We start from the raw sequence: 24,453 nt of genomic DNA on the forward strand, positions 1-24,453 counted from the left end.
ATCTATCGTCCTAAGTGTGCATCTCGCCGTTAACCTTAAGTTACAAAACATCCCGCCGATTTAAGCTATACAGAGACAGCGCCGAATAGTGGCTATCTGCTCTCGACCTGCGCCTGCCAATAAAAATAAGAAATCGAAGGGAGACTTCATAGTGAAGAGCTTGCTCTATCCCGCCGTCGCGCTGATGAACCGCCTGAGCTTTGGCATGAAGTTCAGCCTGATCAGCGTGCTGTTCCTTGTGCCGATGCTGGTGACCAACTTCTATCTGGTGCGCGATTCTTATCGAGAATTCCAGGGCACCCGGGTCGAGCTGCAGAGTCTTGACCTGCTGGGCAGCAGCCTGACGTTGCGGCGCGATCTGGAAACCCTGAACAACCTGGTGCAGATCAACGTCACCCTTGGTCAGTCCGGCAAGGCCGGCAATGTCGAGTCGCAGATCAGTACCCTGGGGCAAAATGTGCTGACCCGTTTGCAAGGGCTGACGGCGATGACCACGGACCCCGAGCAGATCACGGTTTTCGATGGCAAACGCGATGAGATGATCGCCGCGTTCAAGGCCCAGCAAGCGGAAAGCTCCCTGCAAAGCAAAAGTGCGATGATCGGCAAGTTGCTCGGCAACGCCCAAATTTTCAGCCAGGTCATCGCCAGTCAGGCCGGCCTCAGCCGCGACACCCAGAGCGACATGCGCCAGCTCAGCGAACTCATTACCAACGTCACGCCACCGGTCACCCAGATTCTCGGCGAAGGCCGGGCGATGGGCTCTTTTTCGCTGGGGCAGGGTTTTCTCAACTCGGCATCGAGTACCCGTTTTGATGAGTTGCTGGCGCAGATCGAAAAACTGCAGGCCGAATATGCCCTGAAGTTGCAGGACGCGCTGGGCTCCAGCAAAGCGGCACGCGAAACCCTGGCGGCTCAGGCCGAAAACAGCAAGGCATCGCTGAAAAAGGCCAGTGAACTGTTCGAAGAACAGGTCGTGATGGCCGACACGCTGGATGCGCCCTGGCAGGGCTTTTACGACCAGGTCACGGGCCTGATGGACCAAACCTACCAACTCAACGAAGCCACGCTGAAGTTTCTTGGCACCCAATTGCAGCAGCGACTGGAGCAGAACCGCACCCACATGGTCTTGCAGGCCTTGGCGCTGTCGGTGGTGTTCGTGTTGATTTTTTACCTCTATGGCGGCTTCTACGCCTCGACCCGCACCACCCTCAAGCGTCTTGGCGCGGTGATGGACAAGGTCGCGGCCGGCGACATGACGGTGACCTTCAGCGCCAACAGCCGCGATGAACTGGGCGAGCTGGGCGAGGTGTTCAACGGCACCGTGAAGAAAATCCATGACCTGATCGAGCGGGTCGGCCAGACCGTCACTGAGGTCGAGCGCCAAGCCGGGCAGGTGGAGAACGTTTCCGCCCGGAGCAACCAGGCGGTGGCGGGGCAGCGCACGCAGATCGAGCAGGTCGCCACGGCCATGAACCAGATGTCCGCCACCTCCCTGGAGGTTGCACGCAGTGCCGCGGCAGCGGTCAGCAGCGCTCATAGCGTCAACGATGAGACCATCAGCGGTCGTGGGCTGGTGGAATCCCAGCAGGGCAGCATCGCGGCACTGGCCAGTGAGATCGACCAGTCGGTGCTGGTGATCAATCAACTGGCCAGCGACAGCCAGTCCATCAGCCGTGTGCTGGAGGTGATCAAGAGCATCGCCGAACAGACCAACCTCTTGGCGCTCAACGCGGCCATCGAAGCCGCTCGGGCCGGTGAGCAAGGTCGTGGTTTTGCGGTGGTGGCGGACGAGGTCCGGACCCTGGCCAAGCGCACCCAGCAATCTACCGAGGAAATCGAGCAGATGATCGCCAAGCTGCACAGCGGAGTCGGCGCTGCGGTGAAGGCGATGGGGACCAGTCATCAGATGGCCAACGGCACGGTGGGGCAGTCGGAAAAGGTTCAGCAAGCGCTGGAAAACATCCTCGGTGCGGTCGGCATGATCGTCGATCAGAACCAACAGATCGCCGCCGCGGTAGAGCAGCAGACCGCCGTGGCCCATGACATCGACCAGAATATTGTCGAAATCAACCGCGCCGGTGAGCGTACTGCCGAAGGTGCGCACCAGACTGAGGATGCCAGTCGTGCGTTGTCGGCTCAGGTGGTGGAATTGAAGCAGCTGATCAGCGCGTTCCGGGTTTAAGCAGGATCGTTCCCACGCTCTGCGTGGGAATGCAGCCCGGGACGCTCCGCGTCCCAAAAGTCGTGACGCAGAGCGTCACAGGAGGCGTTACCACGCAGAGCGTGGGAACGATCGGTGACTAACGCCAGTTGAACAGTTCACAGGCATTTGCAGTGCTGGCGACGGCCAGTTGTTCAGGCGTGATCGCCATGATCCCCGCCAGCGCCGTACAGATCGCCGGCAGATGCGCCGGACTATTCCGTTGACCGGGGAACATGGCGGGCGCCATGTCCGGCGAGTCGGTTTCCAGGACCACTGATTCAAGCGGCAGTTCGGCCAGCACACGATGCATGCGCAAGGCCTGAGGCCAGGTCGCGGCACCACCCAGACCCAGTTTGAAACCAAGCTTGATGTACTCGCGGGCCTCTTCCTTGCTGCCGGCGAAGGCATGAATGATCCCCGCGCGTTTCAAGCGAAACCGCTTGAGCGTGGCAATCACCGCCGCGTGGCTGCGTCGCACATGAATCAGCGCGGGAAGATTGAAGTCCGCCGCCAGTTGCAGCTGCGCATCGAACAGCACCTGTTGGCGTTCACGGTCCAGGGTTTCGATAAAGTAATCCAGGCCAATCTCGCCCACCGCGCACAACTGTCGATGACCCGCCAACCGAGTCAGCCAATCACCCAGTTCGTGTAAGTCTTCAGGGCGATGATCATCCAGATACACCGGATGCAAACCGAACGCCGCATACAGGTCGGGATCGCTTTGCACCAGGTCCCAGACCCGCTGCCAATTGCCCTGATAAACCCCCAGCACCACCATCCGCCGCACTCCGAGGGCGCGGCTCTCGGCCAACACCGCCGCGCGATCCTCGTCGAAGTCCGGAAAGTCCAGATGAGTGTGGCTGTCGATCAGCTCCACGGTTCAGTCCTGGCGAATACGCTGCTTGAAGGTCCGCGCGATGGCCTGCACGCCGGGTTGGTAATCCGATTGCTCGATGGCGGCCAGGGCCAGTTCCAGCGCCTTGTCGGCGATGAGCTGATGTTGCTGGGCCATGGCGTTGACCGGCAACGGCAGGAAATCCAGCAACTGCGTGTCGCCGAAGGTGCCGAGGCGCAACGGGCGGGTTTTGAGCGGGAAGTCGTGCAATGCATCGAACACGCCCTGAAGCAGCACGTAGGACGTGGTCACCAGCGCATCCGGCAAATGGCCCAGGCGCTGTAGCAGTTCTTCCATCAACTGTTTGCCGCACTCACGGCTGAACGACTCGCCGTGCTCTATCAGCACCTCGCCTTTGAACCCGTTCAACGCTCCTTTGAAACCGGCCGCCCGCTCCTGGCTGATGCTCAGTTCGGGGCGTGCGCCAATCAGTGCGATCTGCTTGGGCAACGGGGCCAGTAGACTGCGGGTCAGTTGCAGGCTGGCCTCGCGGTCATCACTGATCACCGAGCAGAAATGCTCAGGTTCCATGACCCGGTCGATCGCGATGATCGGAATGCCCTTGGCCTGCAACTGGCGGTAGCTGTCATCGCCGGCCGGCAGGCAACTGGCAACGATCAATGCATCGCAGCGCCGGGCCCGGAACAGCTTCAGCAATTGTCGTTCGCTGTCCGGTGCATCGTCGGAACTGGCGATCAGCAGCTGATAGCCGCGAGCCCGGGCGCCTTGTTCCAGCAGTTTGGCGATGCGCGCGTAACTGGGGTTTTCCAGGTCCGGCAGAATGAAACCCAAGGTGCGGGTGTGCCGACTGCGCAACCCGGCGGCCTGCGGATTGGGCGTAAAGCCATGTTCTTCAACGACCGCGCGTACGCGCTCGACGGTGGCACTGCTGATACGTTGTTGTTCTGCCTTGCCATTGATGACGTAGCTGGCGGTGGTTACGGACACACCGGCCAACTGGGCGATATCACTGAGTTTCAACCCGGTTTTTCCTTGTTTTTTCGAGCTTGCCTCGACATTTTCGCCAATCCTACCCGATTAAGGCAGACGACCATCGTCGCGACGCATCCGACAATTGGACTTCAAGGATGAGACATAATCGAGTAACGTGCCAATCATTCTAGATTAAACGTTTCAGCAAGCGTATTTTCTACGTTATGGGCTTCTTTGCCGGTTCTGCCGCGAAACCGCCAAAAGTGATGACCAAGAGCCTAAGCTGAATCATTCAAAACAATACCTGGCGTCACAAGACGCCAAAAAGGAGAAAGCATGCTCGAGCTCACTATAGAGCAGATATCCATGGGCCAATCGGCCGTGGATAAGTCCGCAGCGTTGCACCTGCTGGCGCAGCATCTGGTCACCGATGGTCTGGTGGCCGAGGGTTACCTCGCCGGGTTGCAGGCGCGCGAGGCCCAGGGCTCGACCTTTCTCGGTCAAGGTATTGCCATCCCTCACGGTACGCCGGAAACCCGCGATCTGGTGTTTTCCACCGGCGTGCGGCTGATGCAGTTCCCTGAAGGCGTGGACTGGGGCGACGGTCAGATCGTCTACCTGGCGATTGGTATTGCGGCCAAATCCGATGAACACCTGCGCTTGCTGCAACTGCTGACCCGCGCCCTCGGCGAAACCGACCTGGGCCAGGCACTACGCCGCGCCAGTTCCGCCGAAGCCTTGTTGAAACTGCTGCAAGGCGCGCCGCAAGAACTGGCGCTGGATGCCCAGATGATCGGCCTCGGTGTGTCCGCCGACGACTTCGAAGAGCTGGTCTGGCGCGGTGCACGTTTGCTGCGTCAGGCCGATTGTGTGAGCAACGGTTTCTCCGCCGTGTTGCAGCAGGTCGACGCGCTGCCGCTGGGCGATGGGCTGTGGTGGTTGCACAGCGAGCAAACGGTCAAGCGTCCGGGCCTGGCCTTCGTCACGCCGGACAAACCGATGCGTTACCTTGGTCAGCCGCTCAGCGGTCTGTTCTGCCTGGCCAGCCTCGGTGAAGCTCACCAAGCCTTGCTCGAACGCCTTTGTGCGTTGCTGATCGAAGGTCGCGGCCACGAACTGGGCCGCGCCACCAGCAGCCGTAAAGTCCTTGAAGTCCTGGGCGGTGAACTGCCAGCCGATTGGCCGAGCGCTCGCATCGCCCTGGCCAACGCCCACGGCTTGCACGCGCGTCCGGCGAAGATCCTCGCGCAACTGGCGAAAAGCTTTGAAGGTGAAATCCGCGTACGCATCGTCGATGGCCAGGATAGCGCGGTGTCGGTGAAGAGCTTGAGCAAACTGCTCAGCCTCGGCGCCCGTCGCGGTCAGGTGCTGGAATTTGTTGCCGAGCCGAGCATCGCCGCCGATGCCTTGCCAGCCTTGCTGGCCGCCATCGAAGAAGGCCTCGGTGAAGAAGTCGAGCCGTTGCCAGCCGTCAGCCAGCAGCGCGAAGTGATCGCCGATATAGCCGAGGTAATCCTCGCGCCAGCCTCCGGCAGCCTGATCCAGGCCATCGCCGCCGCACCGGGCATCGCCATCGGCCCGGCGCACATTCAAGTGCTGCAAACCATTGATTACCCGCTGCGTGGCGAGTCTGCTGCGATTGAGCGCGAGCGTCTCCAGCAGGCGTTGGCGGACGTACGTCGCGACATCGAAGGCCTGATCGAACGCAGCAAATCCAAGGCCATTCGCGAGATTTTCATCACCCACCAGGAAATGCTCGACGACCCGGAATTGACCGATGAAGTCGACACCCGTCTCAAGCAGGGCGAAAGCGCTGAAGCAGCGTGGATGGCGGTGATTGAAGCAGCGGCCAAACAACAGGAATCGCTGCAGGACGCCTTGCTCGCCGAACGCGCCGCCGACTTGCGTGATATCGGCCGTCGAGTGCTCGCGCAACTCAGTGGCGTCGAAACCCCGAGCGAACCTGAGCAACCGTACATTCTGGTGATGGATGAAGTCGGCCCGTCCGATGTCGCCCGCCTTGATCCGGCCCGTGTCGCCGGCATCCTCACCGCCCGTGGCGGTGCTACCGCGCACAGTGCGATTGTCGCCCGAGCCCTCGGTATTCCGGCGCTGGTCGGCGCCGGCCCGGCCGTGTTGCTGCTGGCGCCGGGCACGCCGTTACTGATTGATGGTCAACGCGGTCGCCTGCACGTGGACGCCGACGCGGCGACCTTGCAGCGCGCCACCGAAGAGCGCGACACCCGCGAGCAACGTTTGAAAGCGGCCGCCGAACAACGTCATCAACCGGCACTGACCACTGACGGTCATGCGGTCGAAGTGTTCGCCAACATTGGCGAAAGCGCGGGCGTGACCAGCGCGGTGGAGCAGGGCGCCGAAGGCATTGGCCTGCTGCGCACCGAATTGATTTTCATGGCCCACTCGCAGGCGCCGGACGAGGCGACCCAGGAAGTCGAATACCGTCGCGTGCTCGATGGCCTGGCCGGTCGGCCGCTGGTGGTCCGCACTCTCGACGTTGGCGGTGACAAACCGCTGCCGTATTGGCCGATTGCCAAAGAAGAAAACCCGTTCCTCGGCGTGCGCGGTATTCGCCTGACCCTGCAACGCCCGCAGATCATGGAAGCGCAATTGCGCGCGCTGCTGCGTGCGGCGGACAACCGTCCACTGCGGATCATGTTCCCCATGGTCGGCAGCGTCGACGAGTGGCGCCAAGCCCGGGACATGACCGAACGTCTGCGTCTGGAAATTCCGGTTGCCGACCTGCAACTGGGGATCATGATTGAAGTGCCGTCGGCTGCCTTGCTGGCGCCGGTGCTGGCCAAAGAGGTCGACTTCTTCAGCGTCGGCACCAATGACCTGACCCAATACACCTTGGCCATCGACCGTGGTCATCCGACCTTGTCGGCCCAGGCTGACGGCTTGCACCCGGCGGTGCTGCAACTGATCGACATCACCGTGCGCGCGGCCCATGCCCACGGAAAGTGGGTCGGCGTGTGCGGCGAGTTGGCGGCCGATCCGCTGGCGGTGCCAGTGCTGGTCGGCCTAGGCGTGGACGAACTCAGTGTGTCAGGTCGCAGCATCGCCGAGGTCAAGGCGCGGGTTCGCGAGCTCAGCCTGGCCCAGACTCAAATTCTTGCCCAACAGGCCCTGGCCGTGGGCAGCGCCAATGAAGTGCGCGCACTAGTGGAGGCCCTGTAAATGGCCAAGATCCTGACCTTGACCCTCAACCCGGCGCTGGACCTCACGGTCCAGTTGCCGCTGCTTACCCCCGGCCAAGTCAACCGTAGCGACGAGATGCACACGCATGCCGCCGGTAAAGGCGTGAACGTGGCACAGGTGCTGGCGGACCTCGGGCATCAGCTCACGGTCAGCGGTTTCCTCGGGGAGGACAACCTTCAAGCGTTCGAAACCCTGTTCGCCAAACGCGGCTTTGTCGACGCGTTCATCCGTGTTCCGGGTGAGACGCGCAGCAATATCAAACTGGCGGAAAGCGATGGGCGCATCACCGACATCAACGGTCCCGGCCCCTTGGTCAGTGAAGCCGCGCAACAGGCGTTGCTTGATCGACTTGATCAGATTGCACCCGATCATGACGCGGTCGTCGTTGCCGGCAGCCTGCCACAAGGCATCAGCCCGCAGTGGTTGCAGGCGTTGATTGTGCGTTTGAAAAATCTCGGTCTGAACGTGGCGCTGGACAGCAGTGGCGAAGCCTTGCGGGCCGCGCTCAATGCCGCTCCGTGGTTGATAAAACCGAACACCGAAGAGCTGGCCGACGTGATGGGCTGCGAGATGGTTTCGGTCGCGGCACAGGCTGAAGCCGCGAGCCGCTTGCATGCTCAAGGCATCGAGCACGTGGTGATCTCCGACGGTGCCGATGGCGTGAACTGGTTCAGTATCGGCTCGGCCATGCATGCCACGCCGCCCAAGGTCAGTGTCGTCAGCACCGTGGGCGCGGGCGATTCGTTACTGGCCGGCATGCTCCACGGTTTGCTCAGCGCCGATACGCCTGAGCAGACGTTGCGCACCGCCACGGCGATTGCCGCGATGGCGGTCACCCAGATCGGTTTCGGTATTGGCGACGCCACGCAGTTGGCGCGGCTCGAACAGGGTGTGCGCGTGCGCCCCCTGACAGAACAATAAGAGGGTTTGTCATGAAGTTAGCCATTGTTACGGCCTGCCCGAACGGCATGGTTACCAGTGTGCTGTGCGCCCGCTTGCTCGACGCGGCGGCCCAGCGTCAGGGCTGGAGCACCAGCGTCGAAGTCAACGATGCCGCGCACCCTGAACGCCAATTGTCGGCGGCCACGATCGAGGCGGCCGAGTGGGTATTGCTGGTGACCAGCACACCGGTGGATATGTCGCGATTCGTCGGCAAGCGGGTGTTCCAGAGTACCCCGGCGCAAGCCCTGCAAGATGTCGAAGCGGTGCTGCGTCGCGGTGCTGAAGAGGCTCAGGTTTACGTCGCTCCTGAAGCCGTGGCCGAACCTGCTGCCGTCGTGAAAAACGTTCCGCGTCTGGTCGCGATTACCGCGTGCCCGACCGGCGTCGCTCACACCTTCATGGCCGCTGAAGCCTTGCAGCAAGCGGCCAAGCGTCTGGGCTACGACCTGCAAGTGGAAACCCAGGGCTCGGTCGGTGCGCGCAATCCGTTGAGCTCCGCGGCAATTGCCGATGCGGACGTGGTGCTGCTGGCCTGCGATATCGAAGTCGCCACCGAGCGTTTTGCCGGCAAGAAGATTTACCGTTGCGGCACCGGCATCGCCCTCAAACAAGCCGAAGCGACGCTGAATAAAGCGCTGGCCGAAGGCACGCAGGAAACCGCTGCAAGCGGTGCCAAAGGCCCGGCCAAGCAAGAGAAGACCGGCGTCTACAAACACCTGCTGACCGGCGTGTCGTTCATGCTGCCGATGGTGGTGGCAGGCGGTTTGATGATCGCCTTGTCGTTCGTGTTCGGCATCACCGCATTCAAGGAGGAAGGTACCCTCGCGGCGGCGCTGATGCAGATCGGCGGCGAGACCGCGTTCAAGCTGATGGTGCCGCTGCTGGCGGGGTACATCGCCTACTCGATCGCCGACCGTCCGGGCCTGGCGCCGGGGATGATTGGCGGCATGCTGGCAAGCACCCTGGGCGCCGGTTTTATCGGCGGGATCATTGCCGGTTTCATCGCCGGTTACGCGGCGCAGGCGATCAACCGTTATGCGCGCTTGCCGCAAAGTCTTGAGGCGCTCAAACCAATCCTGATCATCCCGTTGCTGGCGAGTCTGTTCACCGGCCTGGTGATGATCTACGTGGTCGGCAAACCGGTGGCCGGGATGCTCGAAGGCCTCACGCACTTCCTCGACAGCATGGGCACCACCAATGCGATTCTGCTCGGTGTGCTGCTGGGCGCGATGATGTGCGTCGACCTTGGCGGGCCGATCAACAAAGCCGCGTATGCGTTCTCGGTGGGGCTGCTGGCGTCGCAAAGTTATGCACCGATGGCCGCGACCATGGCGGCCGGCATGGTGCCGCCGATTGGCCTGGGCATCGCTACGTTTATTGCGCGGCGCAAGTTCGCCCAGACCGAACGCGAAGCCGGTAAAGCGGCGTTGGTGTTGGGGCTGTGCTTCATCTCCGAAGGCGCGATTCCGTTTGCCGCGAAAGACCCACTGCGGGTGATCCCGGCGAGCATCGCCGGTGGTGCGCTGACCGGTGCGTTGTCGATGTATTTCGGCTGCAAACTGATGGCGCCGCACGGCGGGTTGTTCGTACTGGCGATCCCGAATGCGATCAACCATGCGCTGCTGTATTTGCTGGCGATCGTGGCCGGGAGTTTGCTGACGGCGGTGGTGTATGCGGTGGTCAAGCGGCCCGAAGTAGTTGAACTGGCAATAGAGCCCGTCAGCGCCTGATACCTATCCCTTGTAGGAGCCGAGCTTGCTCGCGATGGCGGACTTACATTCAGCAAATATGTTGGCTGTTAGACCGCGTTCGCGAGTAAGTCGGATCGCCGCACCGCCGCTTCACAAGGGATCTGCTGCACCGGCAGATTTCTGTGTCATGTCTGGGTAACGTCGCCATGCTTCATTTTTCTTTAAATCCAGGTAAGCCCTGGGCCGCACGCCATTCCTTCACTGTCCGTGTCACGCCCTCGGCGGAATTATCCTGCCCGGGTTCCGGATAGAACATTAGGTCAGTGCCATCTGGGTGGCCGGTAAGCTTTCTGAACTGCGCCAGCAACTCGCCAAGTTCTTCGTCTGAGCCCACTTTGTTGATGGCACGAATCTTTTGAATGAAGCTAATAAACTCTGCCTCGGTGTAATCGGAAATGTTTGGCATGGTGTGCCTACTTCGTCCTGTGCTGGTTGATATGGTTCTTAGGGGTGTTCACTCTTAAGTTATCAACGTCGTAGACTGCGCCACCATCGGCAATTCGTTCGACGTGGTGTATCTCGAAAGTACCCCGGTTTCCAACAGCCTCTTTCTCACGAACAGCGGGGGCATTACCTGAAATTAAACGGTCTTGAGCGTCTTCATTAAACTGGCTGAAAAGCGCCGGGTCATTCCTTACGGCTGTCCAGAATGCAGTTCTGAATTGGTTGAAGTTTTTAAATTCACGCCCTCGCAGTGCATCTGCAATTCGTGTCGGGATTGGTGCACCTAATCCAGCGTTCGCCCCAGCAAGCCAAATCCCTGCCACATCCTCACCCACCCCCGTAACGCCACCCGGCTCATACCGGGCGTTGAGCACGATGTAAATCGGCTCAAGCCCGGCATCCGCAGGAAACCAGACGATCGCATCCTGATACTCGGGCGGATGCTCCGGGTTTACCAGGATCTTGTCGGCCTGTTCGGTGGGCGGGTACACCCAGATCGTCGGCAGCGGCGGGGCGCCCTCCAGGGCAGGGATCTTCGGGGCGTCGTCAGGATCTGCCGCGGGCGTCCAGATCAGGCCAATGCCGTTGCCGAGGTCGGCGACGAACTTTTCACCTTCCTGTTTGGCCTTGATGACCGTGACGAATTCCCAGTCCTTCTTCCCTCCAGTGTAGAAACCGTAAGCGCTGACGGAACCGTCGGGCAACGTCTTCACGTTCACACGGACGCGAGTTCGTCCCTTCTCCAACAGCGCGTATTGCTCGTTTTTGTAGAAAGCACTGTCGGGCGAAAGGGTGTTCGGCATCAGTAGCGCCACGGTTCCTGTCGCGGCACCCGCCGTCACCGCCGAACCAGTCAAGGCAAGGGCGAGCGAACCGCCAAGACGTTGCGCCAAGATGTTGCCCGTTGCTGAGCTGGCTGCCCATTTGAGCGGTGCACCTTCGGCGGTAATCGCTGCGCCGGTGCCAAGCACGGCCCACAACCCGTAGTCAGCCAGTTTCTCGACGGGGACAAACCCGGCGGGGTTGTCGTGATTGATGACGCCGTCGGGGAGGTTGCAGCTTTTGGCGAATACGCAGCCTCGTGTGGCGAACTGTTTGCTCTGTTCGACTTCTTTGAAGATGCGATCTTCATAAGCCTGTTGCCGGGCGAGCATGTCGTCGTAAGTCTTTTACCTCGCCTCACGCTCGGCTAACTCAGCCGGGGTCATGTCTCGCAGGTAACGGTATCCAATGCCCGAGCCGCCGCCACCAGTGCTGTGTTCCCAGACTTGCGGGATGTCCTTGTCGCGTGCCATAGGCGTCCTTTTTCGCGTGTGTCCGGAGCAGCCTCGAACTTATCCAGGGCGCTCGGGTATTGGCGTTAGGACGTTTCCTAAAAGCGGCGCTGAAATTTCCTATTTCTTGGTGTTGCAGGGGTTTTGGTGGCGAGTCAGCATGACCGCGTTATCCTTCATCGCGGGCAAGCCATGCTCCCACAGGGTTTAACATTCAACGAAAGTAGTGACTGTTGCACCGCTTTCGCGAGCAAGCCCGCTCCCACAAGGGATTTGTGGTGTTGGCTGATTTCTATGTCATGCCTGAGTCATCCAGCCATGCTTTAGTTTTCCTTTTTCAGGGAGAGCACCATGAGCGAATTCGACCTTGGCCGCCGGCGTGTCATGCAAGCCGTGGGGGCCGGGCTGTTGTTGCCGGGCCTGGCGCCGGCCGTCATTGCCTCGGTCAAGGATCGGCCGCAACTCACCGATGGCGTGCAGTCCGGCGACGTGCTGGGTGACCGGGCGATGATCTGGAGCCGCTGCGATCGCCCTGCGCGCATGGTGGTGGAATGGGACACCCGCAGCCTGTTCAGCAATCCCCGTCGTTTTGTCTCGCCGTTGGCCGTGTCCGATACCGATTTCACGGCCCGTGTCGAACTCACCGGCCTGCCCGCGGGCCAGGCGATTTTCTACCGCGTGCACTTCGAAGACGCCCAGAGCGGCGTCGCCAGCGAACCGTGGTTCGGCCATCTGCGCAGCGTGCCGCAAACCCGTCGCGACCTCCGTTTCGTCTGGAGCGGCGACACCGCCGGCCAGGGCTTCGGCATTAACCCGGACATCGGCGGCATGCGCATCTACGAAGCCATGCGTTTGCGCCTGCCAGACTTCTTTATCCACAGCGGCGACACCATCTACGCCGACGGTCCGATACCTGCGCAGCTCACCACAGAGAGCGGCCGCGTGTGGCGCAACATCACCTCTGAAGCCAAGAGCAAAGTCGCCGAAACCCTCGACGATTATCGCGGCAATTACCGCTACAACCTGATGGACGAAAACATCCGCCGCTTCAATGCCGAGGTTCCGCAGATCTGGCAGTGGGACGACCATGAAGTGGTCAACAACTGGTCGCCGGGCAAGCAACTGGATGAGCGCTACAAGAGTAAAGATATCCACAGCCTGGTCGGTCGCGCGCGTCAGGCCTGGCTCGAATATGCACCGATGCGGTTGCAGAGCGCCGATGGCGGTGGGCGGATTTATCGCAAGCTCGGTTACGGTCCGTTGCTCGATGTGTTCGTGCTCGACATGCGCAGTTATCGCGGGGCCAATGACGACAATCTGGGCGCCGCCAAACCGTTCCTGGGTCGTGAACAACTGGACTGGCTCAAACGTGAGTTGAAGGCCTCCAAGGCCCAGTGGAAAGTCATCGCTGCTGATATGCCGATTGGCCTCGGCGTACCGGACGGTGAAGTCAGCCCTGGCGTGACGCGTTGGGAAGCCGTGGCCAATGGCGAGCCGGGACCGGCCCAGGGGCGTGAAATGGAAATCGCCGAATTGCTCGGTTTTCTGAGGGCGCAGCAGGTGCGCAATTTTGTCTGGCTGACGGCGGATGTGCATTACTGCGCCGCGCACCATTACCACCCGGATCGAGCGGCATTTCAGGATTTCGAACCGTTCTGGGAGTTTGTCGCCGGGCCTTTGAATGCGGGGAGTTTCGGGCCTGATTCGCTGGATAAGACCTTTGGTCCGCAGGTGGTGTTCGAGAAAGCACCTCCGGCACAGAACACCTCGCCGTTTGCCGGGTTTCAGTTTTTTGGTGAGGTGAATATTGATGGGCAGACGGGGGAGATGAGTGTGGTGTTGCGGGATCTGGATGGGGTTGGGGTGTTTGAGCAGAAAGTGCAACCGGTGTAGGGGGAGGTATTGTTCCATCGGTTTCTTTAGTTTAAATCCCCCGTCATATAGCTAATCAGTATAGTTGCCTGTCATTTTTTACAGGTGTTTTTTGGTGGGTTTTATATAGGCTGAACCCAAAATCAACCGGGTAACAGCCGATGAAACTTATTCGTGCACAACAAAGATCAATATGGACGGCCGTTGTATCGCTGGTCCTCTGTACGCTTTTTCTTACGGCCTGCAAAGATGCCAATGAAACCAACGCTGGTTTGTGTAATGGGAATTGGGGTATGGTCGGGGCTTATTATTGCGATATTATCCCTATAGGACGAGCGGAAGTGCTTTGTGTTTTTGTGGGGAAGGATAATGATCGTAATGGCGCATATCAAAGTGGCACTAGCGATCAATGTGTCGTTGATGGCCCGGAACAGATGGCGCCCATTGATTGCAACGAGATGTGCCGTCTGAACAACAATTGTTCGAAAGTTCAATGCCTAAGTGCTGAAAAGATCGAAGAGCTCAATAAGCGGCTAAGTAAACGATCAACAGGCAGCGATCTATTAAAGTCACCTTGAGTTTTTATTTGAGCAGGCTTCTATCCTGACGCCATGTTGTTAACGTGACGTCAGGATGTTCATCGAATGCTTTGTGAATTCAGTATACGTCCCGCCGATAACGGCCCTGCTCGATCAACCGGTCGACCTCTGCAATTCCGAGTATTTCGTTGAGTACGTGATCCACGCCTGAAGCCATCCCTTGCAGGCTGCCGCAGATGTAGATGACCGCACCCTCGGCCAGCCATTTTTTCAACTCGCCCGCCGACTCGCGCAGTCGATCCTGCACGTAGATCTTCTCGGCCTGATCCCGCGAGAACGCCAGGTCCAGCCGCTCCAGATCCCCCGAAATCAACCACTCCTCAAGCTCATCGCGACACAGGTAGTCATGCTCGCGATTGCGTTCGCCGAACAACAGCCAATGACGTTGCTGGCCATCGGCGATCCGCGCCTTGAGCAAACTGCGCAGCCCGGCCAGGCCGGTGCCATTGCCCAGCAGGATCATCGGCACCGGTTCGACCGGCAGGTGGAAACCGCTGTTGCGCCGCACACGCAAACTGATGGTGCCGCCCACCGGGGCGTGTTCGGTCAGCCAGCCGGAGCCGACGCCCACGCTGCCGTCGGGGTGCAGTTCCTGGCGCACGATCAGTTCGAGGATGCCATCGGCGGCGATCGAGGCGATGGAATATTCGCGCATGGCCAGGGGCACCAGCGCATCCACCAGCGCCTGGGCATGCAGGCCGACCAGGTGAGCTCTGTTTTCCGGCAGTTGTCGACTGGCGAGGGCTTGTTCCAGCGATTGCGACAGGCCATCGAGCGCAACCATCGCCCGACCGTCAATGCCGAGGCCATCGAGGAAATGTTCGATCGCCCACGGACAATTGCGCGGCAACACTTCCACCAGGTCACCGGCCAGCCAGCTGCTGGTGGTGGGGGCGGTGAGACCGAGCAGGTAAACGCCCGAACCGCTGCTGTCAGGGTTGAGCAAATCACGGCGGGTCAGGGTCCAGTTGTCATAGCTTGGCGCTTGCCAGGTGTCCACGGGCGCCTGCCCGGTCAGCAAGCCCAGTTGCTGCTGCCAGTGACGCAAGGCGTAAGGGTCGCCGCTGTCGACCTCCACCGGCGCGAACAGGGTCTTGCCGCCGTGCTCGCCCAGCCAGGTGTGCAAGCGTCGGGCGAAACCGCAGAAGTGCTGATACTGCCGATCACCGAGGCCGAGCACGGCGTAGTTCAGGCTTTCCAGACTCAACGTCCGCCCCAGCACTTTGCGCTCAAACCCTCGGGCGCTGTCCGGCGCTTCGCCGTCGCCGAAGGTGCTGACGACGAACAACGCATTGCTGGAATCACGCAAGTCTTGCTCGCTGACGTCCGCCAGCGGCTGCACCTTCACCGGCAGGCCCGCAGCCTGCAATTGCCCGGCGGTCTGCCATGCCAGTTGCTCGGCAAAGCCGCTCTGGCTGGCGAAGCCGATCAGCCATGCCGGCGTGTCGCTACCCGGTTGCGCGAGGCCGTTGCGGGCATCCTTGATCTGCTTTTTCTTGCGCCGGCGATCGAGGTACAACAACCAGCCCGTGATGAAAAACAGCGGCATCGTCAGCGAGCTGAACGTCAGGATGATCCGCCCGATGATTCCGAAATAGCTGCCGACGTGCAGCGCGTAAATGCTGGTCAGCAGTTGCGCCTTGAGGCTCTTGTCACTGTAGCGATCATGCCGCGCGACGATACCGGTCGCCGGGTCCATCGTGATCTGGTTCAGCGCGCGGTCGTGGGGCGAGCTGTTCAACAGATAGAACACGGTGGCGGGTTTTCCGGCCACGGGCGGCATGCGGATGTTGTAGGCGCTCAGTGCCGGACCGGCAGCGCTGTAGATGCTGCTCCACATCGCGGCGTAATCGGCGGTGGGCGCCGGGCCGCTTGGCGCAGGACCGCGACCGCTGCGGGCGCGCTCGTTCTGCGGCGAGTCGGAAAGCAGTCGGGTCAGGCCCTTGTTGTACCACTCATAGGACCAGGACAAACCGGTGAGCGCGGCCAGGAGGTAAAACACCAGGCACCAGGTACCGGCCACCGAGTGCAGATCCCAGTTGAAGCTGCGGCCTTTTTTCTTCCAGTCGAGGGTCAGCCAGGCACGCCAGCTTTTCCACTGACGCGGCCAGCGCAGGTACAGACCGGACAGGCAGAAGAACACGAGAATCAGCGTGCATGCGCCGGTGATTTGCCGACCGGTATCGCCCATGGCGAGGAAGCGGTGCAGTTGCAGCATCAGGCCGAAGAAATCCTGGCCAGTGGCATCGCCCATGAACTCGGCGGTGTACGGGTCGAAGTAGCGCATCTGCCCACGTCGTTCGCCCGGTGGCGGGGTAAAGATCACGCGCGCGGCGTTGCCGCTGTCGGTCTCGACCCAGAGCATCGAGACTTTCTTGCCCGAGGCGCCTTCGATTTTTTCCACCAGTTCGGCGGGCGGCAGGACGCCAGCGACCTGCTTTTCGACCTGCAACACAGAAGGGTTCAGCGCGCGCAGGATTTCATCCTGAAACGATACCGTCGCCCCGGTGATGCCCATCAGGGCCAGGACCAGTCCGGCGCTGATGCCGAAAAACCAGTGCAACTGGAACAGGGTTTTCTTCAACACGTCACTCGCCTTGTTCGTTCGAAAATATGATCACGGCGCGCATTATGCCGTGGGTTGTCGAGAAAGATTCTTTCTTGCGCACAAAAGCCCCGTTCACCTGGATGAACGGGGCCTTCCCTGATTTCAGCTTCCATCCGCACGCATGTAGGAGCACAGCTTGCTCGCGATGACGGTGTGTCAGCCAACATCAATGTTGAATGTGCCGGCGTCATCGCGAGCAGGCTCGCTCCCACAGGATCAGAAGTGGAAGTTGGCGCTCAGCAGGGCAGTGCGACCCGCCGCCACGTGGGCGTAGTGCGTCTGGAACACTTGGTCGAAGTAACGTTTGTCGGTCAGGTTCTGCACGTTGAGTTGCAGGTCGACGTTCTTGGTCAGCGCATAGCTGGCCATTGCGTCGTAGCGCCAGTAGGACGGGATCTCCACCGAGTTGGCGATGTTGCCGAACTGCGAGTCGACGAACGTGGCACCGGCGCCGACGGTCAACTTGTCCGGCACCAGGTCGTAGGTCGACCAGAACGTGAAGTTGTTCCGTGGGGTGCTTGGCATGTGGTTGCCTTCATCGGCGGCGAGGGTGGTTTTGACCACTTCGCTTTCCATGTAGGTGTAGCCGCCGAAGACTCTCCAGTTACGGGTCAGTTTGCCGCTGTAGCTCAGCTCCACGCCATTTACCCGCTGCTCGCCGTCCAGCACTTGCGTGGTGGCGCCATCCGGATCGTTCATCCGCGCATTGGTTTTCTCGGTGCGGAACAGTGCGGCGGTCAGCGACAGGTCGTCACCAAAGAAGTCCCACTTGGTACCGATCTCGTAGTTGCGGTTCTTTTCCGGGTCCAGATCACTGTTGTTCGCCGCCAGTTCCAGGCCACCGTTGCCGCTGGTTTCACCGGACGGGTTGCTGGAGGTGGAGTAGGCCGCGTAGATGCTGCCGTTAGGCAACGGGTTGTAGACCACGCCGATCTGGTAGTTGACCAGGTCGCTGGTGTTCTCACGGGAGAAATCGTTCGCTGGCACGGTGCTGCTGGCGTTGGCGTGGCCGCTGGATTTGACCTGATAGTTGTCGTAACGCAGGCCCAGGTTCAGGGACCATTGTTCGTTGAACTTCAGCGTGTCGAACACGTAGGCCGCAGCGGTTTTGGTGTCGGTGTCGGTGAACGCGGCGCTGTCGGTGATCGAGCCGTTCCAGTGATCCCCTGGCGTCGGGTTCTGCAGGCTGGTGCAGTCGCCGGAGTTGAACAGGGCACGGTTGCAGCGGGTGCCGCTGGCGGTCGAGGTCAGGATGTACGGGCGGTTGTGGGTGTCCTGATAGGAAAACTCAAGGCCGGTCACCAGACTGTGCTCGATGGCGCCGGTGTTGAATTTTGCACTCAGGTCGGTCTGGTTGATCCAGCCGCTGGACGTCGAGTTACGACTTTTCGCGCCGCGATACACGCTGCCCAGTGCCGCGTTGCCCTTGCTGTCGTCCGGGTTGGTGACGATGTAATCGAGCGTGGAACGGGACATGCGGAAGCTGTTCGACACGGTCAGGTTATCGTTCAGATCGTGTTCGATCTCGATGGTGCCGCTGTCATTGCTGGTCTGGCGATAGTCGCGACCGGTGAGGCCATAGAAGTTGTCGCGATCGACATGCACAGGTTTATCGACGTTGTACTTGCTGCGGTTGGGGCTCAAGGACAACGGCAGGCCGTAGTCGGGCATGTCGTCGGTTTCGACGTGGTAGTAACCGACGGTCAGGCGGGTGTCGGTACCCAGGCCGAACGCGAAGGACGGTGCCACGCCCCAACGGCTGACGTCCACGGCATCACGGCCGGCGACGTTGGCTTCGTGTTTCATCAGGTTCAGACGAAAGGCCGAGGTGTCGGTCATCTGCTGGTTCAGGTCGAGGGTGGTGCGCTTGGTCTGGTCCGAGCCCCAGGTGAAGCCGCCGTTGTAGGCATTACCGAGCTTGGCGGTCTTGCTCACCAGGTTCAGGCTGCCACCGGTGGAACCGGCGCCGGTGAAGGCTGATCCCGGGCCTTTGCTGACTTCGATCGATTCTACGTTGAAGATCTCGCGGCTCTGGGAGGCCGGGTCGCGCATGCCGTCGATGAACACATCGCTTTCTGCGTTGAAGCCGCGAATGATCGGGCGATCGCCGGCCGGGTTGCCGCCTTCACCGGCACCGAACGTGATACCCGGTGTGGTACGCAGCGCATCGACCAGACTGGTGGCGCCCGTGTCGCGAATCACTTGTTGCGGAATCACGGTGACGGTTTTCGGCGTTTCACGCAGCGGCGCGGTGTATTTCTTGTTGGCCGAGGTATCGGTCTTGTAGGAGGTCTCGTCCTGGGCTTCACCGTTGATAGCGGTAGCGCCCAGGGAAATCACGTTGCCCGGTGCTTTTTCGTCAGTCTTTTCAGCCGCGAAAGCCATATGGCCCGCAGAGCCGGCAGTGATCGCCACGCCAATTGCAGACGCGAGCAAACGCGGTGAACTGACCGGTAATTGTGATTGTTGGCGTGACATGAGAATTCCCCTCCCCAAGGATTTGAGGCCGCGGAATATAGGGTAAACAGTTATTTGTATCAATTGCGAAACGTTACTATTCGCGACAAATTTACATTCTTTACAATTTACCCTTACGGTTTTTGCTGTCTCGTTCGTCACGGTGTTTTACACGGGCAATAAGAATCAATACCATTGGCACCCCTTTGCCTTCAGGTGTCATCCCATGCTGCTGCACATTCCCGGCGTGTTCGCGAAAGAAGAAGTGCAGCGCATTCGCGAGGCTCTGGAACAGGCAGATTGGGCCGATGGCAAAATCACCGCCGGCTACCAGTCGGCCAAGGCCAAGCACAATCTGCAATTGCCGGAAGGTCATCCGCTGGCCAAGGAAATCGGCGCGGCGATGCTGGAACGGCTGTGGAAAAATCCGCTGTTCATGTCCGCCGCGTTACCGCACAAGGTCTTTCCTCCGTTGCTGAACTGTTACACGGCGGGCGGCAGTTTCGACTTTCACATCGACAATGCCGTGCGCCAGCCCAAGGGCAGCATCGAGCGGGTGCGCACCGATTTGTCGGCCACCCTGTTCTTCAGCGAACCGGACGACTACGACGGCGGCGAACTGGAAATCCAGGACACCTACGGCACCCAACGGGTGAAGTTGCCGGCCGGCGACATGGTTCTGTACCCCGGCACCAGCCTGCACAAAGTCAACGCCGTGACACGCGGCACTCGCTACGCTTCGTTCTTCTGGACCCAAAGCCTGATCCGCGAAGACAGCCAGCGTGCCTTGCTGTTCGAGATGGATGGGGCGATCCAGCAACTGACCCAAGACATGCCCGACCACCCTTCGCTGATTCGCCTCACCGGCACGTATCACAACCTGTTGCGTCGCTGGGTCGAGGTATGAGTTATCAACTGCGCCGCGAGGAAGTCCTCGACGGTGACCGTCTTAAAGCCATGCTCGAGGAAAGCCCGGGGCGCGCTGCGCAGGCGATTCTGATCGCCGCCCGCGAAGGTGTACTCGATGCCCAGGCCTTGCTCGGGCAGATTCTTCTGGATGGGCAGGGCATCGAGCAGGATCAGCCGCTGGCCTTGCGCTGGTTCGAGATCGCCGCCCAGGGCGGGCACTTGATGGCGCGCAACATGCTCGGGCGTTGTCATGAGCATGGTTGGGGATGTGTGGCGGATGCTGCGGTTGCAGCGAGGCATTATCGAATCGCCGCCGAGGCCGGTCTGGACTGGGCGATGTACAACCTCGCCAATCTGCTGGCGACCGGACGCGGTGTGGCGGTGGATCAGATTCAGGCGCTGGCGTTGTATCAGCGTGCCGCTGAAGCGGGTCACGCCAAATCGATGAATCTACTCGGGCGTTATCTGGAAGAAGGCTTGGTGTGCCCGGCGGACTCGGCAGCGGCGCGTGACTGGTATCGACGTTCGGCCGAGGGAGGGGATTTTCGCGGGCAGTTCAGTTTTGCGGCGGTATTGGCGGATGAGGGGCGTTTTGAAGAGGCACTCAAGTGGCTGGGGGACGCATTGACCGCAGGTAACTTGCCGTTTCTTCGTGTCAGCAGCGAGTCGCTGCTTGCTTCCCCACATCCGGCCATTCGCTCCATGGCCCAAGCCTGCCGGCAGCGAATGGCGTTACTGGGTGCTTAGACCGTGCCCCCTATCTTGTAGTAAAGGGCAACGGACGGCGATCAACCGCGCAGCCAGCGTCCCTGGAGCTTACTCATGTAACTGTGCAGTGCTTGACTGTTCTTGAGCATGAGTTCGCCGCGAGCCAGGATTTCATCGCGGGGCGCATACAGGACGGTGTCGAGAAAGGCATACAGCGAATCGATCAGCTTGTTGGTTTCACTGACATAAGTCTGTTGATGGGGAATGACTTTCTGGGTGTCATTCAACTGGCGGGTCCTGTCGTCATTATCGCGCAACTGTCTTGCCAGAGACGATACCCGTTCCTCACGCTGCGAGATGCGGGTCTGAATGATGCCCCGAGCCTTGGTCAGACTCTGGTATTTGATCAGCTCGTTGGCCTCGTCCAGAAACTTGGTGGCAACTATCACGCCGCCTTCCAGCGCGGCGCTCTGAGGGGTTGCCGGTTTATTGCCGATCAACGACTTCAATTGCTCCAGCAGTGGCTTGAGTCGGTCGATGAATGTCAGCTTCTCGAACTCCTTGATCGCTTCGTTGAGCACGGCCAGATCAGCAATCAGCTCGGCAAGCGGTACTTGTTCGGTACTGTGTTGCTGTTCCAGTTGAACTCTTGCATCGGCAAGTTCAGCGAGCCTGAAGCGGTTGTTGCTGATGCTCGCGCTCTGCACATTGAATACGCCGTCTTCCAGGCTTGCGTGCAGTTGCGAGATTTTATCAGTGCAAAGCTCCATCAGTTGACTGGTAATTTTCGAATAGCTCTCGATTGTGCTTTGAGTTTGCGTGTCTGGTTGGCGCTCTTTCAAAGCGCTCAGGGCATGCAGGGTCTCGCGCAAGTCATCGCTTTCCAGCGCCGTGATTACTGAAGTGATGGCGTTGGCGACCAGTTGATCTGCTTTGCTGAGGGCACTATTGAGACCGATCAGTTCATCACCCAACGCTTTGATGTACAAGTTGGCAGAGCCCACGAGGGCTTGATAACGGATCGCCTCGCGGCTGTTGCGAATATTCGTCAGGTCGGGAAGTATGTAAGTAGCGAGTGTCATAAAGAAATCCTTTTTCGTTAGTTTTATGAAGGTTATTCGAATGCGCTAATAAGCGCGTTGGCATTGTTTTGAATGGTTTTCCAGTTTTTCAGAACCACTCGTAAACTCGATACGAAACTCCTGAGGGTCAGAAAGTCATTCATGCCCATTATTTTGTTTTGCGACGCGTTGATGTATTCGGAGATCGAAATCCACAATGTTTCAAGTTGCGATGTGCTTTGGATTGCGCCTTCTACGTATAGCAATAGGCTCTCCAGGTCGGTGCTTAGCAGCAGGAGAGTGCCGGCGAGAATGTCTTTTTGTTTAACCTGCTCGACCAGTAAATCTCGTTGATTGATTAGAGGGATTATGTATTTAAGTGTATGGAGTTTCGCAAATTGATAAATTCCTTGCGGATAAGGGCTCATTACAGCAAACACATGTGTGAAGAAACCAGGTTCGGCTTCTCGAAGCTTCTCATCAAGAAGTGCCTGCGCTTTGTCGATAGCCAGGTTCAGATCGGTAATCTGCCGATTGATTTCACTTGTATTGGCCAGTTTCATCTTGCTGCCGATGCCAATGGCCACTTTATCGTTGAGTTCAGTCTTGAAGTACTGCAAACGCAATACAATGTCCTGATTGTTCAGTTTCTTCTCGTCAATGGAGTTGGCAATAAATACCAGTGACTCTCGAATAGAGCCAAATCGTATTTTCTCCGTCTTCCCGATTTCCAGGGGGGGCAGGCTATTGATTTCTTCTTCAGTAAGCGTGCTGATCGTGCCGACATAATTTACATAACCGGGCATGCTCACGATGGCGTCGATAATCTCCTGGCCGAAACTTTCCAGGTCTTCCGAAAATGTTGCCAGGCTGCCACCAACTCGTTTCATGGACGATTCGATATCATTCCACGAGTTGGCGTTGTTAATGATTGTGTGATTGAGTTCGACAATGTCATAAGGTTCAAGGCCGACAATGTTGGTGCTTTTGGCTTGTAGTTGGTTTTCGACGGCTTCAATCGTGCGGGGCAGAGCTTTTGCCGTCGCTATGTAGTTCTTGATTTTCTGGATGTCGTTTTTTGTAATCAGCTTGGTTGAGCTCGTTTGCACTTTTTAATTCCTTTTAAAGTGTGTTGTGAGTTCGCAGGCTAATCGTGATTAAAGTGTTTGGTATATGTCTTGTGTGTAACTTTTTATTGGGCAGTGTTGATTTTTTCATGTTTAAATAAAAAACCCGTGCCAAGGCACGGGTTTTCAGGTGCTGCTAACTTTTATACGTAATATGACTTCAGCGGCGGGAAGCCATTGAACTCAACGGCGCTGTAGCTGGTGGTGTAAGCACCGGTCGACAACCAGTACAAACGATCACCAATCGCCAGGTTCAGCGGCAAGCCGTACTTGTAGTTCTCGTACATGATGTCGGCGCTGTCGCAGGTCGGGCCGGCGATGACCACTTCTTCCATCTCGCCTTTCTTTTCGGTCCAGATCGGGAACTTGATGGCTTCGTCCATGGTTTCGATCAGGCCGGAGAATTTGCCCACATCCGTGTACACCCATCGCTCTACCGCGGTACGGGATTTACGCGCGACCAGCACCACTTCGCTGACCAGGATACCGGCGTTGGCGATCAACGAACGGCCCGGCTCCAGGATGATTTCCGGCAGGTCGTCACCGAAGTCTTCCTTGAGGAAACGGATGATTTCTTCCGCGTAGGTTTCCAGGCTGTTGGTGCGGGTGATGTAGTTGGCCGGGAAGCCACCGCCCATGTTGATCAGCTTGAGAACGATGCCGTCTTCTTCTTTCAAACGCTCGAAGATCACTTTGACCTTGGCGATCGCGGCGTCCCAGACGCTGATGTCGCGCTGTTGCGAGCCGACGTGGAACGAGATGCCGTAAGGCACCAGGCCCAGGTCACGAGCGAGGATCAGCAGGTCCATGGCCATGTCGGTCTGGCAGCCGAATTTGCGCGACAGAGGCCAGTCAGCGGTGGTCGAGCCTTCGGTGAGGATGCGCACGTAGACTTTCGAACCCGGTGCAGCCTTGGCGATGTTGCGCAGGTCGGCTTCGGAGTCGGTGGCATACAGACGCACGCCCTTCTCGTAGAAGTAGCGGATGTCTTTGGATTTCTTGATGGTGTTGCCGTAGCTGATGCGATCCGGGCCGACGCCCTGGTTCATCACTTTGTCGAGCTCGTAGATCGAAGCGATGTCGAAGTTCGAGCCTTTTTCTTTGAGCAGGTCGATGATTTCGACGGCCGGGTTGGCCTTCACCGCGTAATAGACCTTGGCGAATTCGAAACCGGCACGCAGGTCGTCATAGGCCTGGCTGATCATCGCGGTGTCGATCACCACGAATGGGGTTTCTTGTTTGTCGGCAAAGGCCTTCATTTTGTTGAAGGTATCGCGCGCGAAATAGTCTTCGACGTTGATCGACATGCTTGGGACTCCTACAGGGCAAACAAAAAAATAAATGGGCGCAAATGAACGTCCTCCGTATCCCCACTTTGGTTCGCCTACTTCCCAAGGCATGTCGCCGAAAGCAAAAAGGCCATGGGAAGCGGTGCTTTCCCTTGGCCTTGC

Annotated in this window: 18 protein-coding genes; 8 read left to right on the forward strand and 10 right to left on the reverse strand. The window is 59.1% G+C overall.

From position 1 onward, the window contains the following. Positions 1-151 precede the first annotated feature (151 nt). Positions 152-2,182, forward strand: a complete 2,031-nt coding sequence (locus BLW70_RS09195) for a methyl-accepting chemotaxis protein (protein WP_074873690.1) — start codon at positions 152-154, stop codon at positions 2,180-2,182. A 118-nt stretch (positions 2,183-2,300) separates the two neighbouring features. Here BLW70_RS09195 and BLW70_RS09200 read toward each other — a convergent pair whose 3' ends face one another. Together BLW70_RS09200 and cra are read right to left on the reverse strand one after the other, a co-directional pair. Further along, positions 2,301-3,080, reverse strand: a complete 780-nt coding sequence (locus BLW70_RS09200) for a TatD family hydrolase (RefSeq protein ID WP_074873693.1) — start codon at positions 3,078-3,080, stop codon at positions 2,301-2,303. A gap of 3 nt (positions 3,081-3,083) precedes the next feature. Beyond that, on the reverse strand, positions 3,084-4,079 hold the full coding sequence (gene cra / locus BLW70_RS09205; RefSeq protein WP_074873694.1) for a catabolite repressor/activator: 996 nt from the start codon (positions 4,077-4,079) through the stop codon (positions 3,084-3,086). A 288-nt stretch (positions 4,080-4,367) separates the two neighbouring features. Between cra and ptsP the strand changes: the two genes are divergently transcribed. The 3 genes from ptsP to BLW70_RS09220 are packed head-to-tail and all read left to right on the forward strand — an operon-like array spanning position 4,368 to position 9,922. Continuing rightward, positions 4,368-7,229 carry a phosphoenolpyruvate--protein phosphotransferase gene (ptsP, locus tag BLW70_RS09210; protein ID WP_074873696.1) on the forward strand — a complete coding sequence of 954 codons (2,862 nt, stop codon included), beginning with the start codon at positions 4,368-4,370 and terminating at the stop codon, positions 7,227-7,229. Further along, positions 7,230-8,171: a 1-phosphofructokinase gene (gene pfkB / locus BLW70_RS09215; protein WP_074873698.1), complete on the forward strand. Its 942-nt coding sequence runs from the start codon at positions 7,230-7,232 to the stop codon at positions 8,169-8,171. An 11-nt stretch (positions 8,172-8,182) separates the two neighbouring features. After that, positions 8,183-9,922: a PTS fructose-like transporter subunit IIB gene (locus tag BLW70_RS09220; RefSeq protein ID WP_074873700.1), complete on the forward strand. Its 1,740-nt coding sequence runs from the start codon at positions 8,183-8,185 to the stop codon at positions 9,920-9,922. Positions 9,923-10,094: 172 nt separating this feature from the next. On the opposite strand, the gene BLW70_RS09225 is transcribed toward BLW70_RS09220, so the two are convergent. From BLW70_RS09225 to BLW70_RS31270, 3 genes are read right to left on the reverse strand one after another with little or no spacing between them, the layout of a single operon-like run. Next, positions 10,095-10,349, reverse strand: coding sequence for a bacteriocin immunity protein (locus BLW70_RS09225; protein ID WP_074873702.1), 255 nt, complete (start codon positions 10,347-10,349; stop codon positions 10,095-10,097). A 7-nt stretch (positions 10,350-10,356) separates the two neighbouring features. After that, positions 10,357-11,541: an S-type pyocin domain-containing protein gene (locus tag BLW70_RS09230; RefSeq protein WP_083383354.1), complete on the reverse strand. Its 1,185-nt coding sequence runs from the start codon at positions 11,539-11,541 to the stop codon at positions 10,357-10,359. Between the two features lie 15 nt (positions 11,542-11,556). Then, complete coding sequence (locus BLW70_RS31270) at positions 11,557-11,682, reverse strand: hypothetical protein (protein WP_268877118.1); 126 nt, start codon at positions 11,680-11,682, stop codon at positions 11,557-11,559. 330 nt (positions 11,683-12,012) lie between these two features. On the opposite strand from BLW70_RS31270, the gene BLW70_RS09235 reads away from it, so the two are divergent. Together BLW70_RS09235 and BLW70_RS30140 are read left to right on the forward strand one after the other, a co-directional pair. Beyond that, positions 12,013-13,554: an alkaline phosphatase D family protein gene (locus BLW70_RS09235; protein WP_074873704.1), complete on the forward strand. Its 1,542-nt coding sequence runs from the start codon at positions 12,013-12,015 to the stop codon at positions 13,552-13,554. Positions 13,555-13,694: 140 nt separating this feature from the next. After that, the gene (locus tag BLW70_RS30140) at positions 13,695-14,111 is read left to right on the forward strand and encodes a hypothetical protein (RefSeq protein WP_139273373.1); all 417 of its coding nucleotides are present in this window, start codon (positions 13,695-13,697) and stop codon (positions 14,109-14,111) included. Between the two features lie 79 nt (positions 14,112-14,190). Here BLW70_RS30140 and BLW70_RS09240 read toward each other — a convergent pair whose 3' ends face one another. Then, on the reverse strand, positions 14,191-16,719 hold the full coding sequence (locus tag BLW70_RS09240; protein WP_074873706.1) for a PepSY domain-containing protein: 2,529 nt from the start codon (positions 16,717-16,719) through the stop codon (positions 14,191-14,193). A gap of 237 nt (positions 16,720-16,956) precedes the next feature. Further along, positions 16,957-19,218 (reverse strand): TonB-dependent receptor, encoded by a 2,262-nt coding sequence (locus tag BLW70_RS09245; protein WP_074873709.1) that lies wholly within the window; start codon positions 19,216-19,218, stop codon positions 16,957-16,959. Positions 19,219-19,423: 205 nt separating this feature from the next. On the opposite strand from BLW70_RS09245, the gene BLW70_RS09250 reads away from it, so the two are divergent. Continuing rightward, positions 19,424-20,104 (forward strand): Fe2+-dependent dioxygenase, encoded by a 681-nt coding sequence (locus BLW70_RS09250; protein ID WP_074873711.1) that lies wholly within the window; start codon positions 19,424-19,426, stop codon positions 20,102-20,104. Continuing rightward, positions 20,101-20,853, forward strand: a complete 753-nt coding sequence (locus BLW70_RS09255; RefSeq protein ID WP_074873712.1) for a tetratricopeptide repeat protein — start codon at positions 20,101-20,103, stop codon at positions 20,851-20,853. The genes BLW70_RS09250 and BLW70_RS09255 overlap by 4 nt, the downstream gene beginning before the upstream one ends. Positions 20,854-20,894: 41 nt before the next feature. Here BLW70_RS09255 and BLW70_RS09260 read toward each other — a convergent pair whose 3' ends face one another. The 3 genes from BLW70_RS09260 to BLW70_RS09270 form a co-directional block, all read right to left on the reverse strand. Then, the gene (locus tag BLW70_RS09260; RefSeq protein ID WP_074873713.1) at positions 20,895-21,896 is read right to left on the reverse strand and encodes an alpha-xenorhabdolysin family binary toxin subunit B; all 1,002 of its coding nucleotides are present in this window, start codon (positions 21,894-21,896) and stop codon (positions 20,895-20,897) included. Between the two features lie 32 nt (positions 21,897-21,928). Beyond that, complete coding sequence (locus BLW70_RS09265; protein WP_074873714.1) at positions 21,929-22,984, reverse strand: alpha-xenorhabdolysin family binary toxin subunit A; 1,056 nt, start codon at positions 22,982-22,984, stop codon at positions 21,929-21,931. Positions 22,985-23,145: 161 nt separating this feature from the next. Further along, positions 23,146-24,309: a type III PLP-dependent enzyme gene (locus tag BLW70_RS09270; RefSeq protein WP_074873716.1), complete on the reverse strand. Its 1,164-nt coding sequence runs from the start codon at positions 24,307-24,309 to the stop codon at positions 23,146-23,148. Positions 24,310-24,453: the final 144 nt, after the last annotated feature.

The sequence above is a fragment of the Pseudomonas frederiksbergensis genome, from assembly GCF_900105495.1.
Taxonomy (GTDB): Bacteria; Pseudomonadota; Gammaproteobacteria; order Pseudomonadales; family Pseudomonadaceae; genus Aquipseudomonas; species Aquipseudomonas frederiksbergensis.